A 19,930-nucleotide genomic window follows, 5' to 3' on the forward strand; every position below is an offset into this window, starting at 1 on the left:
GGCCCTGCGGGCCGACTCCCCCGGAGTATTTCCGGAACAGTGAAGCCTCAGGTGGCCCCGAGGGCGGCGATGATCGGGGAAAACGCTTCTGCCGTGAGGCTTGCGCCGCCGACAAGCGCGCCATCGACCTCTGCAATGGCGAAGATCTCGGCGGCGTTGGCCGGCTTCACCGAGCCGCCATAGAGCAGGCGCAGGGTGCCCGCCTCCTCTGCGCCGAGACGGTCGGTCAGGACCGCGCGCAGCACGCCATGCACCTCGGCGATCTGCGCGCTGCTGGGCGTGAGCCCGGTGCCGATGGCCCAGACCGGCTCGTAGGCGATCACGGCATTGGCGGCGTTGGCGGTCTCGGGCAGCGAGGCGCGCAATTGCTCGGTCACGACGGCGAGGGTCTGCGCGGCTTCGCGCTCGGCCAGGGTCTCCCCAAGGCAGATCACCGCGATGAGGCCCGCAGCATGGGCGGCGCGCGCCTTCTGCGCGACAAGCGCGCTGGTTTCCCCGTGATCGGCGCGGCGCTCGGAATGACCGAGAATGACCGCGCGCGCACCCGCATCGGCCAGCATCGGGGCGGAGATGTCACCGGTATGCGCGCCCGAGGGGGACGGGTGACAATCCTGCGCGCCGAGCATGAGGGCGCTCTGCGCGGCAATCGACGCCGCCCGGGCCAGAAGTGTCGCGGGCGGGCAAATCAGGATATCGACAGAGGGGGCGGGATGCGCGGCGGCGAGTGCGGCGATCTCGGCCAGGCTGTCCCCGGTGCCGTTCATCTTCCAGTTTCCGGCAGCCATCTTTCGCATATTCGGATTACCTTTGCGTGCCTTGCGGGGCGCTTCTCACTGTTCGGCGAACTTGATCGACTCACCGCACCCGCACGCCTCGGTCACGTTCGGATTGTTGAAAACGAAGCCCGATTCGAGCAGGGCGTTCTTGTAATCGATCTGGGTGCCGAAGAGGAACATCTGGGCCATCGGGGCGATGAGCACACGCGCGCCGTCCTGCTCGACCACCTCGTCATGGGGATCGACCTCCGAAACATATTCCATGGTGTATTCCATGCCGGCGCATCCGCCCTTCTTGATGCCGAGACGCAGGCCCTTGGCCCCGTCGCGTGCCATCAGCCGCGTGATCTGCGAGACCGCCGCCGGGGTCAGGGTTACGGCTTGTCTTCCGGGAATTCCGAACATGAGCTTTGCCCTTCAGGTTATTGGTTTTCTACATGAAACCCAGCTCTAGCCGGGCCTCGTCGCTCATCATGTCCATGCCCCATTGCGGCTCCCATGTCAGGTGCACATCGACCTGTTTGACGCCCGCCAGAGGCTCTATCGCGTCGGCGACCCAGCCGGGCATCTCGCCGGCGACGGGGCAGCCAGGCGCGGTCAGCGTCATGGTGATGCTGACCGCGTTCTCGGGGGTTATGTCGATGGTGTAGATCAGCCCGAGATCGTAGATATTGACGGGGATTTCAGGGTCATAGACGCCACGGCAGGCCTCGACGACCTGCTCGTAGAGCGGGTGATCCGTGGTGGAGGGGGCGATGAGCGGGGCCCCTTCGAGAGGTTCGGCTGCGGTCATGCTGATTGTCCTGCGCTTATTCCGACCAAAGATATAAGATTTATCCGGCCTCGCGTCCAGTGGCACGCGGCTCACGCCGGTGTGCGCGACGCGAAAGCCTCATCCGGCGGTCTTGCGCCGTCGCACCGGGGCGGGGCGAACGCGCGCTTCGATCATGTCGTAGAGCGCGCCCGCGATGTTCTTGGAGGTGGCCCCCTCGATCCCCTCGAAGCCCGGAGAGGAATTCACCTCGAGCACCTTCGGCCCCGAATCGGCGCGCAGGAGATCGACCCCCGCGAGGCCGAGGTCAAAGACCCGCGCGGCACGCAGCGCGGTTTCACGCTCGGCCTTGGTGATGCGCACCGATCTGGCCGAGCCGCCGCGATGCAGGTTGGAGCGGAAATCGCCCTCGGCCCCGGTGCGCTTCATCGACGCCACCACGCGGCCGCCGATGACAAGGCAGCGGATATCCTCGCCCGCCGCCTCCTTGACGAAATCCTGCACGAGAAAATTGGCCTTGAGCCCGCGAAAGGCGTCGATCACCGATTCGGCGGCCTTCTTGGTCTCGGCCAGCACCACGCCCTTTCCTTGCGTTGATTCGAGCAGCTTGACGATCAGCGGCGCGGTGCCGACGAGGCCGATGAGGTTGCCGGTATCCTTGGGCGAGGCGGCAAAGGCGGTGTTGGGCATCCCCACCCGCGCGCGCGCCATGAGTTGATGCGCATAGAGCTTGTCGCGGCTGGCGGTGATACCCGCCGAGGGGTTCACGCAAAAGGTGCCGATGGTCTCGAACTGGCGGATCACGGCGGCACCGTAAGCGGTGATCGAGGCGCCGATACGCGGGATCACGGCGTCATAGCGCGGCAGCCGCTTGCCGTCGTAATGCACCTCGGGCGCGAGCGCGTTGATCGCCATGTAACAGCGCGTTGTGTCGATCACCTCGACCGAATGGCCGCGCGCCTCGCCCTCTTCGACAAGACGGCGGGTGGAGAAATTGTTCTCGCGCGAGAGCACGGCGATGCGCAGCGCGCGCTTGGGCTGGACGCTGCGCATTTTCGAGGTGTGGTAGACATCGTAGCTGAGTTCGGGTTGCAGGAAGCGATCGGTGGCGACGATCGAGATATGATCCTTGAGCGCCTGCCGCCCGAGCAGCATCCGGCTCGCCATGGTGGAGCGGTTGGTCAGCGTGATCTCGATGGGCCAGTGATCGCCGTTCACCGACAGCGTGCTCTGGATCACATACCGCAATTCGCGCTCGCCATTGGAGGAGGCCACTTCGCGCCGGTCGATGATCAGCGCCGAGCACGGAATCACCAGATCGTCGCGCCCCGGGATCGGGTGGACGGTAAAGCGCACCTTGGGGCGCGCCGAGGGACCGAAGGTCTCGATGTCGAAGGCATGAAGCGCGGAGGTGCGCGCGCCGGTATCAACCTTGGCCTTGATCGCGGGCACGCCAAGCTCAGGCAGCGAAATCCATTCCTCCCAGCCGAATTGCAGCGGCTGGGGTGCGGTGTCGTCGGTCATGGCCTTGCTCCTGTCCGGGCGCGCGCGCAGGACATAGCCGCGATAGGGTCAGGCCCGCAAGGGCGGGTTACTTGTTGATATCCTCACGGATCACGCGGGTCTGGTCGTCGGGGCGGCGCAGGGCGCGGCGCAGCACGATCCAGGAGAGGAGCGAGAAGAGCACGAAGATCGCCAGCAGGGCCGAAAGGCCAAGATCGAGCGGCAAGAGCACGAGCAGTGCCACCAGCGCGGCACCACAGGCAAAGCCCAGGAGGACAAAGCCGGGCAGCACCGTTTCGAGAATGGCGAGGAGGAGCGCCGCCGCTGCCCAGACCCACCAGACCTGCCAGAGCGCGCCCATCAGCCACGCCCTTTCAGCATCTGGAAGGCATTGCCGAAGGCCTCGACCGCGTTGGCGGGCAGAACGATGGTCTGGTTGCCCGAACCGCGCGCCATGGCGTCAAGCGCCTCGACCTGCTTGAGAGCCACCTGGTATTGCGCCGCCGCAAGGCCGTTCTCGGCGATGGCTTGTGCCACCACGCCGGTGGCATAGGCCTCGGCATCAGCGGCGATGCGGCGGGCCTTGGCTTGCTGCTCGGCGGCGTAAAGCTCGGCATCGGCCTGCAATTCGACCGCGCGTTTCGAACCCTCGGCCTCGGTCACCTGCGCGCGGCGCGCGCGTTCGGCGTTGAGCTGTTGCAGCATGGCCGCGCGGGTGGCCGCGTCGAGATTGACATCGAGGATCTCGGCGCGGGTCACCTCGATGCCCCAGTCATCGACGGCGTTTTCCACCAGCGATTTGATCTTGGTGATGAGTTGCGAGCGGTTGGACTGAACCTCGTCGAGGTCCATCTGGCCGATCTCGGCGCGCACGATCCCCGCCACGGTGGTGGCGATGGCCCCGTCCACCTCGCGGATGCGGTAGACGGTCTTTTCGGGTTGCAGGATGCGGTAGAAGACCGAGGTTTCCACCTGCACCAGCACGTTGTCGCGGGTGATCGCGTCCTGGCTCGCGTTGGGCAACTGGCGCTCCAGGATCGAGATGCGATGCGCCACCTTGTCGAGGAATGGCACGATCAGGTTGATGCCGGGGCCAAGCACCTTGTGCAGCTTGCCGAAGCGTTCGACCACGTATTGCTCGGATTGCGGCACGATCTGAAGGCCGCGTGTGATGATCAGCAGCCCGAAGATCGCAAGGAGGACCCAGAGGATATTGGCGGAAATCAGCTCGAAAATCATGTCTTCGGTCATGGTCTGGCCTTTGAATGTCGTGGCAAGGGGTATTCCGCGTCAGGGTAAACCCCTTTAAGGGAGGGCAAAAGCCGAAAAGAGGGTCGGGCGATGGGGTTTGGATTTCAGGTGGCGGCGCGCGACGGGGCGGCGCGGACGGGGGCGATCACCACGCCGCGCGGGCAGATCCGCACGCCCGCCTTCATGCCTGTGGGCACGGCCGCCACCGTCAAGGGGATGCTGCCCGAAAGCGTGGCCGCGACGGGCGCGGATATCCTTCTGGGCAATACCTATCACCTGATGCTGCGCCCCGGCGCGGAGCGGGTGGCGCGGCTGGGCGGTCTGCATCGCTTCATGAACTGGGAGCGGCCGATCCTGACGGATTCGGGCGGCTTCCAGGTGATGAGCCTTGCCGGGCTGCGCAAGCTGAGCGAGGAGGGCGTGACATTCCAGAGCCATGTGGACGGCTCGCGCCACATGCTGAGCCCGGAACGTTCGATGGAGATCCAGCGGCTTCTGGGCTCGGACATCGTGATGTGTTTCGATGAATGTCCTGCGCTTCCTGCCTCGGATGCGGAGGTGGCGCGCGCCATGAGGCTCTCGATGCGGTGGGCGGAACGCTCGAAGGCGGCCTTTGGGGACCGGCCCGGCCATGCGCTCTTTGGCATCATGCAGGGCGGCGTGACGCGCGACTTGCGCGAGGAGAGCGCGGCGGCGCTGCGCGCCATCGGTTTCGACGGCTATGCCATCGGCGGTCTGGCCGTGGGCGAGGGGCAGGAGGCGATGTTTTCGGTGCTCGATTACGCCTGCGATCTCTTGCCCGAGGACCGGCCGCGCTACCTGATGGGGGTGGGCAAGCCCGACGATATCGTGGGCGCGGTCAAGCGCGGCGTCGACATGATGGATTGCGTGCTGCCGTCGCGCTCTGGCCGGACCGGGCAGGCCTGGACGCGCCACGGGCAGATCAACCTCAAGAACGCGCGCCACGCCGACGATCCGCGCCCGCTCGATGAGGCCTGCACCTGCCCCGCCTGCCGGGGCTATAGCCGCGCCTATTTGCATCATGTCTACCGCGCGGGCGAGATGATCGCGGGGATGCTGCTGACATGGCACAACCTGCATTATTATCAGGACATCATGGCGGGGATGCGGGCGGCGATTGCCGAAGGCCGCTTTGCGGCCTGGGAGGCGGAATTTCACGCGGGCCGCGCCGAGGGCGATATTGCGCCGCTGTGAGGGGGGAGGACGGGCGCTCGCGCGGCTCGGTGCATCATGTGCCACGCGCCGTTCATCCCGCCCGCAGTCGCGCCCCTCGCTGTCAAGGGGCGGGCGTTGTGCATTCCTGTGGGGGTGGCTGTGAGGGAGCAGGGCTTTGTGCTGTCGGGTCCGGGGCATATCTCTGATCCGACCGACAACAGCATCCTCAAGGAGCATCCCCCATGTCCGACACCCTGTTTTCCCCCATCCGGGTCGGCACCCTCGACCTGCCCAACCGGATCGTCATGGCCCCGCTCACGCGCAACCGCGCCGATGATGTGAGCGGCGAGGTGGGTGATTTGCAGGCCGAGTATTACGCGCAGCGCGCCAGTGCGGGCCTCATCATCACCGAGGCCACGCAGATCAGCCCCGAGGGCAAGGGCTACATCGCCACCCCCGGTATCCACAGCGCCGAGCAGGTCGCGGCGTGGCAGGGCGTGACCGAGGCGGTGCATGCGAAAGGCGGGCGCATCGTCATGCAGCTTTGGCATGTCGGGCGCATCAGCCATGTCTCCTTGCAGCCCGGCGGGCAGGCCCCGGTGGCCCCGTCGGCGATTGCCGCCAAGGCGCAGACCTTTACCCCCAAGGGGTTCGAGGACACATCGACCCCGCGCGCGCTGCGCGAGGACGAGATGCCGCGCATCGTGGCCGATTACGTGCAGGCCGCGCGCAACGCCAAGGCGGCCGGGTTCGACGGGATCGAGTTGCACGCGGCCAATGGCTACCTGCTCGATCAGTTCCTCAAGGACGGGCCGAACCGGCGCGAGGATGGCTATGGCGGGCCGGTCGAGAACCGCGCGCGACTGCTCTTCGAGGTACTGGATGGGCTGGAAACGGTCTGGGCACCGGGGCGGATCGGCATTCGCCTCTCGCCGTGGTCGGGGTTCAACGATGCCGTGGACAGCGACCCCGATGCCACCTTCGGCTGGGTGGTGGAGCGGCTGAACGGGCGCGGGCTGGCCTATCTGCACCTCATCGAGGGCAGCACCGGCGGCGCGCGCGAGGGCGGCTTTGACGCGCTGCGCGCCAAATGGCAGGGGGTCTACATGGCCAATAACGATTATGACCGCGATCTGGCGATGGCGCGTGTCGGGTCGGGCAAGGTCGATCTGGTGGCCTTTGGGCGGCCCTATATCGCCAATCCCGATCTGGCAGAGCGGCTGGCGGCCAACGCGCCCCTGAACGAGGGCGATCAGGCCACCTATTATGGCGGCGGGGCCGAGGGCTATACCGATTACCCCACGCTTGAGGCGGTCTGAGCGGAGGCCCATGGACGCCAACGCGCCGCCCCCTTTTGGGGGGCGGCTTTTTTTCATGCCGTGTCGAGAGCCATGGCTGTGGTATCCCGCTCTTCGGGCCCTCTCAGCGCCGGGTGAGCCGTTCCAACAGGCCGCGCCGGGGCGCGGGCGTCCAGTTCACATCGCGGCTCGCAAAGAAGCGGCGCACCTCGGGTTGCAGGAAGCCCTTGCCGGTCGCGTTCTGAAGGATGTCGAACGATCCTGCATAGTTCAACTCGATCAGGACCGGCCCTGTCGGGGTAATGGCGATGTCGGTGGATTGATAGGGAATCGCGCCGAAAACGCGCACCGCTTCGTCGTGCATCGCGCGCACCTCGTCCCAGAAGGGCAGTTGCAGGCCGAGCAATCCGGGCCGGTCGGGATGATCGGGCAGGGCCGCCGTGACCGGGCCGTCATGTCCGGCCACCCGGTTGATTTGTCCGGTCTCGGGGTCGATGCCGCAGGCGAGATTTTCCTTGCGCCAGTAAGCGCAGGTCACATTGCCCGCGCGCGGCAGCTTGAGCGCGGCCATCGGGGCCTCGACCCGGTCGCCGGTGATGAACGCGGGCAGACGCACCGAGGGCACACCGGAGCAGAAGGGCGCGAGGCTTGCATGGTTCTCGATGCGCTCCTGGATCAGATAGCAGGTGGTGCCGAAGATCGTGTCGATGGCCTGCGCCCATGTCACCGGCGCGCGCCCGCTGACCGTGAGATGGGTGTCGGTCGCCGCCTCGATGACGAGCGCGCCGCGACCGATCATGCCGTCCAGCGTCTTGGCGAAGAGGCTTGCCGGAGGGTGTCCGAGAACAAGTTCGCGGAGCGCCTCGGGCGTGGTGATGCGCGTGACGCCGGGATAGAGCCGGGCCGAGTGGAGGTCGATCACGCCAAGGGTGCGCGGCATGGCGATGCCGGCGGAGGCGAGGATCGTCTGCATCATGAACTTGTCTTCGGTTGCCGCCCACCAGGTGCGGGAGTTCACGCTGTGCGATATCGGCCAGTTGGTATTGGCCCCGACGAAGCGATCCGCTGTGTCGCCCGGATGCATCGCCTTGTCCCAGAGCTGGTGGTTGACGTAATCGGTGATTTCGATGCCGCGCCCCGACCTGGCGTGGCGCATGTAGTCCCGGCCCAGATGCAGGGGCGACAGCCCGCTGCGTTTGGCCGCAAAGGTGAGGAATTCCCCTACTGATTTCGGCTTCTGGCCTTCGGACCATATCTTGTGGTCGATGGCCGTCGCGCTGGTGTCTGCGGTCAGGTCTGCGCTGTGTTTTGTCATTTCATGCCCCGTCGTTTCTTGATCTTGTCGTGTGTCCTGATCTTCCGATCTGCCTCTGGCTGCTGATCAGACCGCAAAACTGTGGCCATTTTATGGATGCAATCCGGTCAGCGGGTTTTTTGCGACGGAATGGGCGGCGCGCGGCGTATCAGCTTGCAGATGCGGGTCACAGGACTGCGTCGCAAGAGTATCAAATCGGACCCTGAAGGAGGGATCACCATGAAAAAGACCGTTCTCATGACTGGGCTTGCAATGGCCATCGGCCTTGGCGCGCTGAGCGAGGTGCGAGCGCAAGGCACGGAGCAAGGTGCGAGGGAAGGCATGATGGGCCAGGGCATGATGGGCATGGGCGACATGGCCACGCGCTTCGAGGGGGCCGATACCGATGGTGACGGGCAACTCAGCCGCGATGAGATCGTCGCCCGCATGACCGAGCGCGCCACCGCACAGGTGGCCACCCGCGCCGACCGGATGATCGAGCATCATGACGGTGACGGCGACGGCATGGTCAGCATCGAGGAATTGCAGGCCGGGCCGATGTCGCGCATGTTCGAGCGGCTCGATGCCGATGGCGACGGGGCCATATCGTCCGAGGAATTCGCCAAGATGCGCGAGATGCGCCAGATGATGCAGGGCGGGCAACACGGCATGGGCGGTCATGGCAAGGGCGGTTACGGCGACGGGATGCGCAGCCATCACGGCAAGGGCGACCGGCAGGGCGGTTATCGCGGTCATGGCATGGGCCAGGGCGAGCAGGGGCCGGTGATCCACCACCACTATTACTACAACCGCTGATGCGGTGCCGGCCCGCCCGCCGCTTGTGGCGGTGGCGGGCCGGATGTAGCCTCGCGCGATGGCCATGCCCTTTGACGACCCCGATACCACGCCCGACGAGGCGCTGCTTGCGGCCTTTGCCGCGGGCGACCGGACGGCGGCGCGGGTGCTGACGATGCGGTTGACACCGCGCGTGCTGGCCCATGCCTATCGCCTGTCGGGCAACCGGGCCGAGGCCGAGGAGGTGGCGCAGGAGGCGATGCTGCGGCTCTGGCGGCAGGCGCCCGACTGGCGCGCGGGCGAGGCGAAGGTCACGACCTGGCTTTACCGCGTCACCGCCAATCTGTGCATCGACCGGCGGCGGCGGGCGCGGGGTGGCGCTGTGCCGCTCGACGCGGTGCCCGAGCCGCCCGACCCTCAGCCGGGGGTGGCCGAACGGATGCAGATGCGCACCCGCGCAGAGGCGTTGCAGGCCGCGTTGAACGATCTGCCCGAGCGGCAGCGACAGGCGGTGGTGCTGCGCCATATCGAGGGGCTGGCCAATCCCGAGATCGCCGGGATCATGGGGGCCAGTGTCGAGGCGGTCGAGAGCCTGACCACGCGCGGACGGCGCGCGCTGGCGGCGGCGCTCGGCACGAGAAAAGAGGAATTGGGCTATGCCGATGAGCGATGACAGGCACGAGGATGCGCGGCTCGAGACGTTTTTCGAGGCGGCGCGCGGGACCCCGCCCGAGCCGTCAGCGGCGCTGATGGCGGCGGTTCTGCGCGCGGCCGAAGGGGTGCAGCCCGCCGCGCCCCGTGCATCGCTGGTGGCGCGGCTGCGCGAGGCGTTCGGCGGCTGGCCCGCGCTCGCGGGGCTGGCCACGGCGGCGGCGGCGGGGGTCTGGATCGGCACGGCACTGCCCGAGGCGGTTATCGGCGCGGCGGAAGCGGCGTATCTGGTCGATGTCGCGCCGGAACTGGCGTTCGATCTGGCGGGGGATTTCTGATGGCGACAGAGCGGAACAACGGCCTGTCAGGAGGCTTGCGGGCGGTGCTGGTGGTGTCGCTGGCGCTCAACCTTGCGGTGGCGGGCATCGCGGCGGGCTGGTGGCTGCGCCATGGCGGGGCGCATCACGGGCACCATCCGGCGCGGCTCGACATGGCGGGCGGGCCTTTGAGCCGCGCGCTGAGCGAGGGCGACCGGCGCGAAATCGCGCGCGGGATGCGCGAGGCCATGCGCGCGCAAGGCGGGTCGCGCGGCGCGCTGCGCGAGAGCATGACGGCGCTGGTGGCCGATCTGCGCACCGAGCCGTTCGATGCCGGAAAGGTCGCCGCGCGACTGGCCGAACAGCGCGCCGTCTTTGCCGCGCGGTTCGAGATGGGACAGGCGGCGCTTGTCGGGCATCTCGACGCCATGAGCGTGTCCGAGCGCGCCGCCTATGCCGACCGGCTGGAAGCCGAGATCGCCGCTTATGGCGCGCGGCGGCGGAACTGAGCGGTGCGTGCGCCTTACCGCGTCGTGTCATCAGCCCAGCTTCCGATACTTAGGTGCGCAGCTTGAGCAGTTCCTCTATCGCCTCCTGCCGTCCGTCGCCGATATAGGTGTCGTATTCGGGATGCCCGAAGATATGGGCGCAATAGATCTGATGGCGATAGGGCAGGAAATCCTGATGGATCAGGTTCTGGTTGAGGTGGATGCGCACCCCCTCCTGTGTGGCGTTCCATTCGGATATGGCGCGCAACTGCCCGTTATGCGTGCCATACATTTCCAGCTCAGAGCCCAGCACATCGTCGAAATACATGAACAGACGCGGCAGGAAATGCTCGGGCTTCTCGGCTGCCTGCTCGAAAATGCGCAGGCTTTCGCGGGTCGAGCTGTAGTAATCGGTATCGTTGAACATGACCCCGATGGGCGCGGGCCGATGCGTGTCGAGAAAGCCCGCGATCGTCTCGCGGATGTCGCCGATCACCAGTTGCGCCTGCGGCACGCGCAGGCGCAACGCAGGCTGATCCATCCGGTATTGCTGCGCGGCGAACCAGTAGGGCAGGTCGAACGGTCCTTCGGGCGCGGGCATCCCTGTGCCGGTGTCAAAGCCGTAGCAATCGATCCCGACGCCGGTCACGCGCTCGACCTCGCGGGCGAATTCGCACATGTAGGCCAGCCCGTTCCCGCCCGCCACGCCGAATTCGATGGCCGAAATCCGGTCATGCCCCAGCCGCTTGGCAAGGCGTGCGGCATTGAGCATGCACCAGGCGTAATGCGGGCGATCGACGGCTAGCATATCGACCTGGAAATCGAGCGAATATTTCATGCGCTGCGCGGTTTGCCTGATCAGCCATCGCGCCAAGGCCCCCCCACACCGAGTTGCGAAACTCGCGGGAGTAGAGCAGCTTCGAAATCACAGCTTTCATGGCGGCGTGTCCTTGTTGACGAGTGATCAATACACGGTCCATGCGGCTGGTTTGGGACCATCCTCGGAGAGACTGTGACGGGTCTCGGACATAAGCGCAAGTCCGGCCGCTACGGCGGAGTTGGCTCTCGCGGGGTCAGGCTTTTTGGACTCCGGGCGAATTGGTGCCTTGCGGTGTCCGCGACGCGCAGGCATTTTGGGGCAAATCGGGCGTGTGCGGTTGAAAAGTCTCGCAGTTTGCACCAGTTTAACCGTCTGACAGGATCCGATGCCGCCGCCGCTTGGCGGGGCCGCACCGGTTTGCTACTATAAGGATAGATCATGCAAGACCCCCTCAACGCCTCCTACCCGGTGCTGCCGCTGCGCGATATCGTGGTGTTTCCGCACATGATCGTGCCGCTTTTCGTGGGGCGCGAGAAATCCGTGCGGGCGCTGGAAGAGGTGATGGCCGACGACAAGCAGATCCTGCTGTCGAGCCAGATCGACCCTGCCGATGACGATCCCGAGACCGATGGCATCTTTCGCGTCGGCGTGCTGGCCAATGTGCTGCAACTGCTGAAGCTGCCCGATGGCACCGTAAAGGTGCTGGTGGAGGGTGTGCGCCGCGTGCGGATCGTCGAATATATCGGCAATGACGCCTATTTCGAGGCCCGCGCCGAGGCGCTTGACGAAATGCCGGGCGATCCGACCACGGTGACGGCGCTCTTGCGCACGGTGGGCGAGGAATTCGCGCGTTACGCCAAGATCCGCAAGAACATCCCCGACGAGGCGCTCGCGGCCGTAAGCGAGGCCGAGGATGCAGCCAAGCTCGCCGATCTCGTGTCGGGCCATCTTGGCCTCGATGTCGAACGCAAGCAGGAGCTTCTGGAAACGCTGAGCGTGAGTGAGCGGCTCGAGAAGGTTTACGGCCTGATGCAGGGCGAGATGAGCGTCTTGCAGGTCGAGAAGAAGATCAAGACGCGCGTGAAATCCCAGATGGAGCGCACGCAGCGCGAATATTACCTCAATGAGCAGATGAAGGCCATTCAGCGCGAGCTTGGCGATGGCGAGGAGGGCGCAGGCGAGATCGCCGAACTGGAAGAGCGTATCGCCGCGACGAAACTGAGCAAGGAAGCCGCCGAAAAGGCGCAGGCGGAACTCAAAAAGCTCAAGAGCATGAGCCCGATGAGTGCAGAGGCCACCGTCGTGCGCAACTATCTCGACTGGATGCTGTCGATCCCGTGGGGTGTCACGAGCCGCACCAAGAAGGACCTGCACAAGGCACAGGAGGTCCTCGATGCCGATCATTACGGGCTTGAGAAGGTCAAGGAGCGGATCGTCGAATATCTGGCGGTGCAGCAGCGCAGCAAGAAGCTGAAAGGCCCGATCATGTGCCTTGTCGGCCCGCCGGGCGTGGGCAAGACCAGCCTCGGGAAATCCGTGGCGCGGGCGACGGGGCGCGAATTCATCCGCATCTCCCTGGGCGGCGTGCGTGACGAAAGCGAGATCCGCGGCCACCGCCGGACCTATATCGGCTCCATGCCCGGCAAGATCATTCAGGCGCTGAAGAAGGCCAAGACCACGAATCCGCTCATCCTGCTCGATGAAATCGACAAGATGGGGCAGGATTTCCGGGGTGATCCGGCAAGCGCCATGCTCGAGGTGCTGGACCCGGAACAGAACTCGACTTTCATCGATCACTATCTCGAGGTGGAATATGACCTCTCGAACGTGATGTTCCTGACCACGGCCAACAGCTACAACATGCCGGGGCCGCTTCTGGACCGGATGGAGATCATTCCGCTCGCGGGCTATACCGAGGACGAAAAGCGCGAGATCGCCAAACAGCACCTGCTCGAGAAGCAGGTGAAGAACAACGGCCTGAAAAAGGGCGAGTTCGAGCTGACCGATGCGGCGCTCACCGACATCATCCGCTATTACACCCGCGAGGCGGGCGTGCGGAACCTTGAACGCGAGATTGCCAAGATCGCGCGCAAGGCGGTGACGAAGATCATCCGCAAGGAGGCCGAGAGCGTGACCGTGACGCCCGAAAACCTCAACGATTTCCTTGGCGTGCGCAAGTTCAAGTTCGGGCTGGCCGAGGAGAGTGATCAGGTGGGCGTGGTTACCGGGCTTGCCTATACCTCGGTGGGGGGCGAGCTTTTGAACATCGAGGCGCTGCGCCTGCCCGGCAAGGGCCGGATGAAGACCACCGGCAAGCTGGGCGACGTGATGAAGGAATCGATCGATGCCGCGTCAAGCTATGTCCGCTCCATCGCGCCCGAAATCGGGGTGAAGCCGCCCAAGTTCGAGAAGTGGGATATCCACGTCCACGTCCCCGAGGGGGCGACGCCCAAGGACGGCCCCTCGGCGGGGCTGGCAATGGTGACCTCCATCGTGTCGGTGCTGACGGGTATCCCGATCCGCAAGGATATCGCCATGACCGGCGAGGTGACGCTGCGCGGCAATGCGCTGCCCATCGGGGGCTTGAAGGAAAAGCTGCTGGCGGCGCTGCGCGGCGGCATCAAGACGGTGCTCATCCCGCGCGAAAACGAGAAGGACCTGGCCGAGATCCCCGAGAACGTGAAGCAGGGGCTGGAGATCATCCCCGTCGATCACGTGCGCGACGTGTTGAAGCTGGCCCTGGTGCGCACGCCCGAGCCGGTGGATTGGGACGAGGCCGCCGAAGAGGCCGCCGCCGCAGACGCCGCGCGGCAATCCGGTGACGCAGGCCGGGGTGCCGTGGCACATTGATCCGGTGACGCGGCGCGGGGGCACCCCCGTGCCGCCGATCAGTCAGTCGAGCAAGGCCGGGGTTACGTCGATCAGGCTGTAATCGACCATGAGAAACCCGCTTTCGTGGCGGCTGACAGCTTCGGGGCGGATGCGGGCGACATCCTGCGCCATGGCACCGCGGATGCGCTGCGGATGGCCCTTGTAGCGGAATTCAAAGATGCCGAAGCCTTGTGCCGAGGTGCCGACCCGCTTGATTTCGGTCTTGAGCGCCTCGTCGCTGGCGATCATGTAAGGATAGTTGCCGCCGCCGGCGCTGGCGGTCGAGACGATGGCGGCGATGGTCACGAGAATGAGGATTGCCCAGATGACGATCTCGGGACGCGCACTGCCGGGCGCGCTGCCTCTGGTCGACAGGGTTGCCGTGCGGACCTGATCGGCGGACATGCGTGCCTGTTCGCGGGCCTGCACGGCACCCGCCACGACAAGCGATGCGGCCAGAGCCGCAGAAATGAGTTTGGTTTTCATGGTTCTTCCCCCAGGTAACTTGATCGCGGGCGAACAAGACCGGGTAACGCAGGCAACTGATGACGCACGCCGCGATGCGAAATATTGTATCATGAAAATACACTATTGAGCAATAAATTTAAAATCTGTCTGCGTGCTTGCGCAGCCATGGCACCGAATGGCGCGCGACAGGTCACGACGCCCGTCAACTTGCCCATAAACTCACGCTGGCCTTGGTGCGGATAAGCGGCTAGCGTGTTTCCAGATGTGAAACAATCGCACCCAGTCAGAGGCACCCCATGGCGACCAAACCCTCCACGCGCAGCACGACCCGCAAGCCCGCCGCGACCCGGCCCGGTGCTGACAAACCCAAGCTGGTCGTCGCGGACAGCTCAGGAGCCGAAATGCCGTCCCTGCCCGAGTTGAAGCGGCAGGAATTGCTGGCGCAGGTGGTCAAGCGCGCCGATATCAAGAAGAAATTGGCCAAACCGGTGCTCGATGCCGCGCTTGCGGTGATCGGCGAGGCCCTTGCGGAGGGGCGCGATCTCAACCTTGCGCCCATGGGCAAGGTCAAGATCAACCGCGTTCGAGACTTGGGCAAAGGGCGCGTCATTATCGCCCGCATCCGGCAGGGCGCGGCAGGGCGCGCCGAGCGTGATGCAGAAGATGACGAAGAGATGAAAGAGGTGGTTGCAGAGCCATTGGAGTGACGCTAAAAGCCGCGTCACGGGTGATTAGCTCAGTGGTAGAGCGCTTCGTTCACATCGAAGATGTCAGGAGTTCGAATCTCTTATCACCCACCATCGCAACGATTTCCACGACCCTTCCCGCCACCGCGCTGCGCGCCTGTTGACCCCGTGTCGCCGTCACGGCAGGGCGGGTTGATGCGGGGCATGGCCTGAGCGGCAATCCGGCCCTTGCCCCGGCGTGCTGTTTTCTGTTCTATCGGGGCAGAGCAGGGGGCGTGCGATGACGGAACTGGTATTCAAGGGCAAGGAATTCGTCTGGAATCATCACCTTGCGGTGCCGTTTCGGCCCCTTGACCCACACCCCGACAAGGGCATTGGCGCGCCCCGGCTGGATGGCAACCTGATCATTCAGGGCGATAACCTGCACGCGCTCAAGGCGCTGATGCCGCAGTATGCGGGCAAGGTGGACTGCATCTTCATCGACCCGCCCTACAATACCGGCGAAGAAGGCTGGGCCTATAACGACAATGTCAACGCGCCGATGATCCGCGAGTGGATGGACGCCAACCCCATCGGGATCGAGGACGGGCTGCGCCACGACAAATGGTGCGCGATGATGTGGCCGAGGCTGCGGTTGTTGCATGAATTGCTCGCTGATGATGGCAGCATCTGGATAACGCTGGATGACAATGAGGTGCATCGTGGGAGGGCAATGCTGGATGAGATCTTCGGTGAAGACTGTTCAATCGGTCAAATCGTCTGGCAAAAACGCACGTCCCGAGAGAATCGCGCAGTTTTGTCTCCAAGTTTTGATCATATCCTAGTTTATTCCAAAGCCCTTAAAGACACTTGGAAGTTGAGACGTAATCGGCTCATACCGAAAGATAGCGGTTATTCGAACCCTGACAGCGATCCTCGTGGCGCTTGGGCTTCAATCCCGTTCTCAGCACAAGGCTTTCGTGAAAACCAAGTTTATCCGATAACTACACCCACAGGCGTTACACATCGACCGCCGAAAGGGCGGTGTTGGGGGGCTACAGAGGCAGAATTTGAAAATCTCAAGAAACTTGATCTTGTCTATTGGCCCAAGAACGGCGCGGGAAAGCCCCGTATCAAGCAGTTCCCTGAGGAAGCCAAGGGGCTTGTGCCAATGACGCTTTGGCCTGCCGCCGAAGTTGGAACCACAGAGGGTTCAAAGAAACTGCTTCTAGAAATATTCTCCGAGTATTCAGAAGACGATTTGACAATACACGCGCCAAAACCCGTTGATGTAATTCGTCGAGTTATTGAGATAGCAACTCGTAGCGATTCCATCATCCTCGACTCCTTCGCCGGGTCCGGCACCACCGCCCATGCCGTGCTGGAGGCCAACAAGCGCGACGGGGGCAACCGGCGCTTCATCCTTGTGGAGATGGAGGACTATGCCGACCGGCTCACCGCCGAGCGGGTGCGGCGCGTCATCAACGGCTATGCCTTTACCGGCACGCAGCGAACCGAATTGCTGCGCGAACCCCTCACATGGTCCAAGCTGCAAAAGGCCGACCGCCTGACCGAACAGGTCGAAAAGATCGAGAACCTGCACGGCCATGAATATGACCGGATCACCAAGCAGGTGAAGGGCGGCGAATTGATCGTCACCGGCGAGCGCCGGGTAGAGGAGCGCGCCGAGGGGCTTGGCGGTGAATTCACCTATTGCACGCTGGGCGCGCCGGTGGCGCTCGATGCGATCCTGACCGGGCGGGATTTGCCCGGCTTTGCCGCCCTTGCGGGGGTGCTGTTTCACATGGCCACCTCGCAAGCGCTCGACCCCGCGCAGATGGACGAGGCGCACGCCTATGTCGGGCAGGCGGGCGGCACCCATGTCTGGCTCATCTACCGCCCCGATCTGGATTGGCTGAAATCGCCCGAGGCGGCGTTGACGCTCAGCTTCGCGCGGCAATTGGCCGAGGCGCAGCCCGACGCGCGCCACCTTGTCTTTGCCCCGGCGCGCTACGTGTCGCAGCGGCTTCTCGATGCCGAAGGTCTGGCGGTGGACTTCGCCCCCTTGCCCTTTGCCCTCTACCGCGTGGACCGCACCTGATGCGCACGCTCGATTATCAGGTGCGCGTGCTGGAGACGCTGGATGCCTGGCTGGACGCGTTGAAACCGGAAAAGGCGCGGGCCGAAAAGATTGCTGCCATGGCAGAGGCCGACCCGGACCTTGGGCTGGAAGTGCCCGACTTCGCCGCGAAAGCATGGGCGAATTTGAAAGAGGCGGGCCGCTTGCCTGCATCGCGCGCCACGATCCCGTTTTCCCCGCGCCGGGACGGCATTGGCCGCCCTGTGCCCAATGCCACGCTGAAGGTGCCCACGGGCGGCGGCAAGACCTGGCTGGCGGTCAACGCGGTGAGCCGGATCATGGGGCGCTATCTGGGCAAGAATACCGGCTTTGTCCTGTGGGTCGTGCCGAACGAGGCGATCTATTCCCAGACCCTCAAGAGCCTGAAAAACCGCCAGCACCCCTATCGCCAGGCCCTTGACCGCACGGCGGCGGGGCGCGTCAAGATCATGGAAAAAGGGGATCGTCTGCACGCGCGCGACGTGGACAGCAACCTGTGCGTCATGGTGTTGATGCTGCAATCGGGGAACCGGCAGAACAGGGAAACCCTGCGCATGTTCCGCGACCGGGGCGATGTGCACGGCTTCTTCGCGCCCGAGGGCGATCAGGCGGCACACGCGCGCGAATTCGATGCGGTGCCGAACCTTGACGGATATCAGGGCATGTTGCCGATGGTGAAGGATTCGCTTGGCAACGCCTTGCGGAAAATCCAACCGGTCGTGGTGATGGATGAGGGGCAAAAGGCCACGTCGCAACTGGCGCATGACACGCTTTATGGCTTCAACCCCGTTTTCGTGCTGGAACTGACGGCGACGCCCAAGGATGTAGCGGCACGGAGCGGGACCAACCCGTGCCCGGCGCGCCATGCCAACCTGCTGGTGGAGGTGACGGGGCGCGAGCTGCACGCCGAAGACATGATCAAGATGCCGCTGAACCTCGACCCCCGGCAAGGCACCGACTGGCGCGGCACGCTGACGGCGGCGCTGGACCGGCTCAACATCCTGCAAGCCGAGGCAACCGCCTATGGCGCTGACCGGGGCGCGCTGGGCTATATCCGGCCCATCATGCTGGTGCAGGTGGAACGGACAGGCAGAGATCAGCGCGACGGCCAGCACATCCACGCCGAAGACGTGAAGGAGTGGCTGTTGGCGTCCGGGCTGGATGAGGCGGAAATTGCGATCAAGACCGCCGAACAGAACGATTTGAAGCAACCCGAGAACCAGGACCTTCTGTCGCGTCAGAACCGGGTGCGGGTGATCGTGACCAAGGCGGCGCTGCAAGAGGGCTGGGATTGCCCCTTTGCCTATGTGCTCTGTTCGCTGGCGGCGGCGTCGAACCAATCGGCCATGACGCAGCTTGTGGGGCGCATCCTGCGCCAGCCCTATGCGCTGAAAACCGGCGTGGCGGCGCTGGATGAATGCTATGTGGTCACGCATCACGCGGCGACGCGCGACGTGGTGGGGGCGATCAAGACCGGGCTTGAACGCGACGGCCTGGCCGATCTGGTGATCGAAATGCCGCCCGGCGGGGCCACGGGCAATTCCGGCGAGGCACGCAAGATCGAGCGGCGCGCGGAATTCAAAAGCCTGAAAATCTATCTGCCAAAGGTGCTGCGGGTTGACGGCGAGGATCAGCGCGACCTCGACTACGAGACCGATATCCTTGCGGCTATCGACTGGCGGGACTATGCGCCCGCGTCCGTTGTCGCAGAGATTCCCGACAACCCGACGCGGGCCGCCGGGCAGATGCAACGCATAGCCCTGACCGACGCCGGAGAAGACAAATTCTTCAAAGACGAGGTTCTGGCCGCTGCGGCGGAGGCGCTGCGCTTTGACCCGTCCTACGCGGTGCGGGCGATTTCCGATCTGGTGCCCAACCCGTTCGTGGCGCGCGGGATCGTGGCCGATCTGGTCGCGGGGCTGCAAGTGCGGGGATTCGACGCGGCAAAGCTGGGGGCCGCATCCGGTGTCATCATAGATGCTCTGCGGCTGGCCTTGACCAAGGAGCGCGATGCCCGCGCCGAGACCGTGTTTCGCAATGGCGTGAGGGCGGGGCACATTCAGTTCCGTCTGCGTCTGGACGGCAACAACTGGCCGATGCCTGACCACATGCCGACGACCGAACCGGCAGACGCGCCGGATTTGAAGAATGGCACTGGCGGGCCCATGGAGCGCAGCCTGTTTTGCCCGGTCTTCCGAAACGAGTTGAACGACGAGGAACAGAATGTGGCCGTTCACTTGGACGGCGACAGCACGGTTAAGTGGTGGCACAGGAACGTGGCAAAGGCTGGTTACGGCATGAGCCTTCAAGGCTGGAAACGCAGGCGGATCTATCCTGACTTCATCTTTGCTGCGGGCGGCAAGGCGGGCGCGGGGCGTGTCGTGGTGCTGGAGACAAAAGGCGATCACCTGCAAAACCCCGACACGGACTACAAGCGCGCCGTGCTGGACTTTCTCACGGCAAATTTCGCGTGGGATCAAGCCGTGCCTGCGGGGCAGCTTCAGATTGCGATGACGGGCGAGACGGTGGAGTGCGCTCTTGTGTTGATGGAGAACATTACCACGCAGTTGCCCGCACTGGTCGCGGGACGTCCCTGATCCTGCCGACACAGTCCGCACAAAGAATTCTGACAAGTGCGGCTTTGTACAGGGTATTTCGCCAGAGTC

General features: G+C 64.6%; 19 protein-coding genes and 1 tRNA gene. 11 read left to right on the plus strand and 9 right to left on the minus strand.

What is annotated here, in order from left to right:
* Positions 1-47 precede the first annotated feature (47 nt).
* The 6 genes from tpiA to ACSSV8_RS02245 form a co-directional block, all read right to left on the minus strand.
* A complete protein-coding gene (gene tpiA, locus ACSSV8_RS02220) occupies positions 48-794 on the minus strand; it encodes a triose-phosphate isomerase (RefSeq protein WP_354537013.1) in 747 nt (248 codons plus the stop codon).
* Positions 795-830: 36 nt separating this feature from the next.
* Positions 831-1,181: a HesB/IscA family protein gene (locus tag ACSSV8_RS02225; RefSeq protein WP_454281372.1), complete on the minus strand. Its 351-nt coding sequence runs from the start codon at positions 1,179-1,181 to the stop codon at positions 831-833.
* A gap of 28 nt (positions 1,182-1,209) precedes the next feature.
* Positions 1,210-1,569, minus strand: coding sequence for an SUF system Fe-S cluster assembly protein (locus tag ACSSV8_RS02230; RefSeq protein ID WP_454281373.1), 360 nt, complete (start codon positions 1,567-1,569; stop codon positions 1,210-1,212).
* 99 nt (positions 1,570-1,668) lie between these two features.
* Positions 1,669-3,072 carry a 30S ribosomal protein S6--L-glutamate ligase gene (gene rimK / locus ACSSV8_RS02235; protein ID WP_354537016.1) on the minus strand — a complete coding sequence of 468 codons (1,404 nt, stop codon included), beginning with the start codon at positions 3,070-3,072 and terminating at the stop codon, positions 1,669-1,671.
* 67 nt (positions 3,073-3,139) lie between these two features.
* Positions 3,140-3,412: a hypothetical protein gene (locus tag ACSSV8_RS02240; RefSeq protein WP_354537017.1), complete on the minus strand. Its 273-nt coding sequence runs from the start codon at positions 3,410-3,412 to the stop codon at positions 3,140-3,142.
* Positions 3,412-4,302: an SPFH domain-containing protein gene (locus ACSSV8_RS02245; RefSeq protein WP_454281374.1), complete on the minus strand. Its 891-nt coding sequence runs from the start codon at positions 4,300-4,302 to the stop codon at positions 3,412-3,414. The genes ACSSV8_RS02240 and ACSSV8_RS02245 overlap by 1 nt, the downstream gene beginning before the upstream one ends.
* A gap of 90 nt (positions 4,303-4,392) precedes the next feature.
* Here ACSSV8_RS02245 and tgt point away from each other — a divergent pair, with 90 nt between their 5' ends.
* Together tgt and ACSSV8_RS02255 are read left to right on the plus strand one after the other, a co-directional pair.
* Positions 4,393-5,517 carry a tRNA guanosine(34) transglycosylase Tgt gene (gene tgt / locus ACSSV8_RS02250; protein ID WP_354537019.1) on the plus strand — a complete coding sequence of 375 codons (1,125 nt, stop codon included), beginning with the start codon at positions 4,393-4,395 and terminating at the stop codon, positions 5,515-5,517.
* Between the two features lie 203 nt (positions 5,518-5,720).
* Complete coding sequence (locus ACSSV8_RS02255) at positions 5,721-6,797, plus strand: alkene reductase (RefSeq protein ID WP_354537020.1); 1,077 nt, start codon at positions 5,721-5,723, stop codon at positions 6,795-6,797.
* A 103-nt stretch (positions 6,798-6,900) separates the two neighbouring features.
* On the opposite strand, the gene ACSSV8_RS02260 is transcribed toward ACSSV8_RS02255, so the two are convergent.
* Positions 6,901-8,091 (minus strand): sugar-transfer associated ATP-grasp domain-containing protein, encoded by a 1,191-nt coding sequence (locus tag ACSSV8_RS02260; RefSeq protein WP_454281375.1) that lies wholly within the window; start codon positions 8,089-8,091, stop codon positions 6,901-6,903.
* A 219-nt stretch (positions 8,092-8,310) separates the two neighbouring features.
* Here ACSSV8_RS02260 and ACSSV8_RS02265 point away from each other — a divergent pair, with 219 nt between their 5' ends.
* Genes ACSSV8_RS02265 through ACSSV8_RS02280 form a run of 4 tightly spaced genes read left to right on the plus strand, consistent with a single transcriptional unit; the run spans position 8,311 to position 10,342 of the window.
* On the plus strand, positions 8,311-8,886 hold the full coding sequence (locus tag ACSSV8_RS02265; protein WP_354537022.1) for an EF-hand domain-containing protein: 576 nt from the start codon (positions 8,311-8,313) through the stop codon (positions 8,884-8,886).
* A 58-nt stretch (positions 8,887-8,944) separates the two neighbouring features.
* Positions 8,945-9,538 (plus strand): RNA polymerase sigma factor, encoded by a 594-nt coding sequence (locus ACSSV8_RS02270; RefSeq protein WP_454281376.1) that lies wholly within the window; start codon positions 8,945-8,947, stop codon positions 9,536-9,538.
* Positions 9,522-9,854, plus strand: coding sequence for a hypothetical protein (locus ACSSV8_RS02275; RefSeq protein ID WP_354537024.1), 333 nt, complete (start codon positions 9,522-9,524; stop codon positions 9,852-9,854). Before ACSSV8_RS02270 ends, ACSSV8_RS02275 begins: the two co-directional genes overlap by 17 nt.
* A complete protein-coding gene (locus ACSSV8_RS02280) occupies positions 9,854-10,342 on the plus strand; it encodes a periplasmic heavy metal sensor (RefSeq protein WP_354537025.1) in 489 nt (162 codons plus the stop codon). Before ACSSV8_RS02275 ends, ACSSV8_RS02280 begins: the two co-directional genes overlap by 1 nt.
* A gap of 49 nt (positions 10,343-10,391) precedes the next feature.
* Here ACSSV8_RS02280 and ACSSV8_RS02285 read toward each other — a convergent pair whose 3' ends face one another.
* Complete coding sequence (locus tag ACSSV8_RS02285; RefSeq protein WP_454281377.1) at positions 10,392-11,159, minus strand: hypothetical protein; 768 nt, start codon at positions 11,157-11,159, stop codon at positions 10,392-10,394.
* A 420-nt stretch (positions 11,160-11,579) separates the two neighbouring features.
* On the opposite strand from ACSSV8_RS02285, the gene lon reads away from it, so the two are divergent.
* The gene (gene lon, locus ACSSV8_RS02290; RefSeq protein WP_354537027.1) at positions 11,580-13,991 is read left to right on the plus strand and encodes an endopeptidase La; all 2,412 of its coding nucleotides are present in this window, start codon (positions 11,580-11,582) and stop codon (positions 13,989-13,991) included.
* A 42-nt stretch (positions 13,992-14,033) separates the two neighbouring features.
* On the opposite strand, the gene ACSSV8_RS02295 is transcribed toward lon, so the two are convergent.
* Positions 14,034-14,498 carry a hypothetical protein gene (locus ACSSV8_RS02295; RefSeq protein ID WP_454281378.1) on the minus strand — a complete coding sequence of 155 codons (465 nt, stop codon included), beginning with the start codon at positions 14,496-14,498 and terminating at the stop codon, positions 14,034-14,036.
* Between the two features lie 278 nt (positions 14,499-14,776).
* Between ACSSV8_RS02295 and ACSSV8_RS02300 the strand changes: the two genes are divergently transcribed.
* From ACSSV8_RS02300 to ACSSV8_RS02315, 4 genes are all read left to right on the plus strand, one after another.
* A complete protein-coding gene (locus tag ACSSV8_RS02300) occupies positions 14,777-15,187 on the plus strand; it encodes an HU family DNA-binding protein (protein WP_354537029.1) in 411 nt (136 codons plus the stop codon).
* 18 nt (positions 15,188-15,205) lie between these two features.
* Positions 15,206-15,280: transfer RNA gene (locus tag ACSSV8_RS02305), tRNA-Val, on the plus strand.
* A gap of 328 nt (positions 15,281-15,608) precedes the next feature.
* Complete coding sequence (locus tag ACSSV8_RS02310) at positions 15,609-17,246, plus strand: site-specific DNA-methyltransferase (RefSeq protein WP_354537031.1); 1,638 nt, start codon at positions 15,609-15,611, stop codon at positions 17,244-17,246.
* Entirely contained in the window at positions 17,246-19,861 is a 2,616-nt protein-coding gene (locus tag ACSSV8_RS02315) for a DEAD/DEAH box helicase (protein ID WP_454281379.1), read from the plus strand. The genes ACSSV8_RS02310 and ACSSV8_RS02315 overlap by 1 nt, the downstream gene beginning before the upstream one ends.
* Positions 19,862-19,930 lie beyond the last annotated feature (69 nt).

This window comes from Roseovarius sp. MBR-79 (genome assembly GCF_053628555.1).

Excerpts from the sequence above, each read along its gene's own strand:
- ACSSV8_RS02300 (WP_354537029.1), top strand. The coding sequence starts at position 14,777 with ATGGCGACCAAACCCTCCACGCGCAGCACGACCCGCAAGCCCGCCGCG.
- ACSSV8_RS02230 (WP_454281373.1), bottom strand. The coding sequence starts at position 1,569 with ATGACCGCAGCCGAACCTCTCGAAGGGGCCCCGCTCATCGCCCCCTCC.
- ACSSV8_RS02245 (WP_454281374.1), bottom strand. The coding sequence starts at position 4,302 with ATGACCGAAGACATGATTTTCGAGCTGATTTCCGCCAATATCCTCTGG.
- ACSSV8_RS02280 (WP_354537025.1), top strand. The coding sequence starts at position 9,854 with ATGGCGACAGAGCGGAACAACGGCCTGTCAGGAGGCTTGCGGGCGGTG.
- ACSSV8_RS02240 (WP_354537017.1), bottom strand. The coding sequence starts at position 3,412 with ATGGGCGCGCTCTGGCAGGTCTGGTGGGTCTGGGCAGCGGCGGCGCTC.
- lon (WP_354537027.1), top strand. The coding sequence starts at position 11,580 with ATGCAAGACCCCCTCAACGCCTCCTACCCGGTGCTGCCGCTGCGCGAT.
- ACSSV8_RS02285 (WP_454281377.1), bottom strand. The coding sequence starts at position 11,159 with ATGAAATATTCGCTCGATTTCCAGGTCGATATGCTAGCCGTCGATCGC.
- ACSSV8_RS02310 (WP_354537031.1), top strand. The coding sequence starts at position 15,609 with ATGCCGCAGTATGCGGGCAAGGTGGACTGCATCTTCATCGACCCGCCC.
- rimK (WP_354537016.1), bottom strand. The coding sequence starts at position 3,072 with ATGACCGACGACACCGCACCCCAGCCGCTGCAATTCGGCTGGGAGGAA.
- ACSSV8_RS02315 (WP_454281379.1), top strand. The coding sequence starts at position 17,246 with ATGCGCACGCTCGATTATCAGGTGCGCGTGCTGGAGACGCTGGATGCC.
- tgt (WP_354537019.1), top strand. The coding sequence starts at position 4,393 with ATGGGGTTTGGATTTCAGGTGGCGGCGCGCGACGGGGCGGCGCGGACG.
- ACSSV8_RS02295 (WP_454281378.1), bottom strand. The coding sequence starts at position 14,498 with ATGAAAACCAAACTCATTTCTGCGGCTCTGGCCGCATCGCTTGTCGTG.
- ACSSV8_RS02265 (WP_354537022.1), top strand. The coding sequence starts at position 8,311 with ATGAAAAAGACCGTTCTCATGACTGGGCTTGCAATGGCCATCGGCCTT.
- ACSSV8_RS02260 (WP_454281375.1), bottom strand. The coding sequence starts at position 8,091 with ATGACAAAACACAGCGCAGACCTGACCGCAGACACCAGCGCGACGGCC.
- ACSSV8_RS02275 (WP_354537024.1), top strand. The coding sequence starts at position 9,522 with ATGCCGATGAGCGATGACAGGCACGAGGATGCGCGGCTCGAGACGTTT.
- ACSSV8_RS02225 (WP_454281372.1), bottom strand. The coding sequence starts at position 1,181 with ATGTTCGGAATTCCCGGAAGACAAGCCGTAACCCTGACCCCGGCGGCG.
- ACSSV8_RS02255 (WP_354537020.1), top strand. The coding sequence starts at position 5,721 with ATGTCCGACACCCTGTTTTCCCCCATCCGGGTCGGCACCCTCGACCTG.
- tpiA (WP_354537013.1), bottom strand. The coding sequence starts at position 794 with ATGCGAAAGATGGCTGCCGGAAACTGGAAGATGAACGGCACCGGGGAC.
- ACSSV8_RS02270 (WP_454281376.1), top strand. The coding sequence starts at position 8,945 with ATGGCCATGCCCTTTGACGACCCCGATACCACGCCCGACGAGGCGCTG.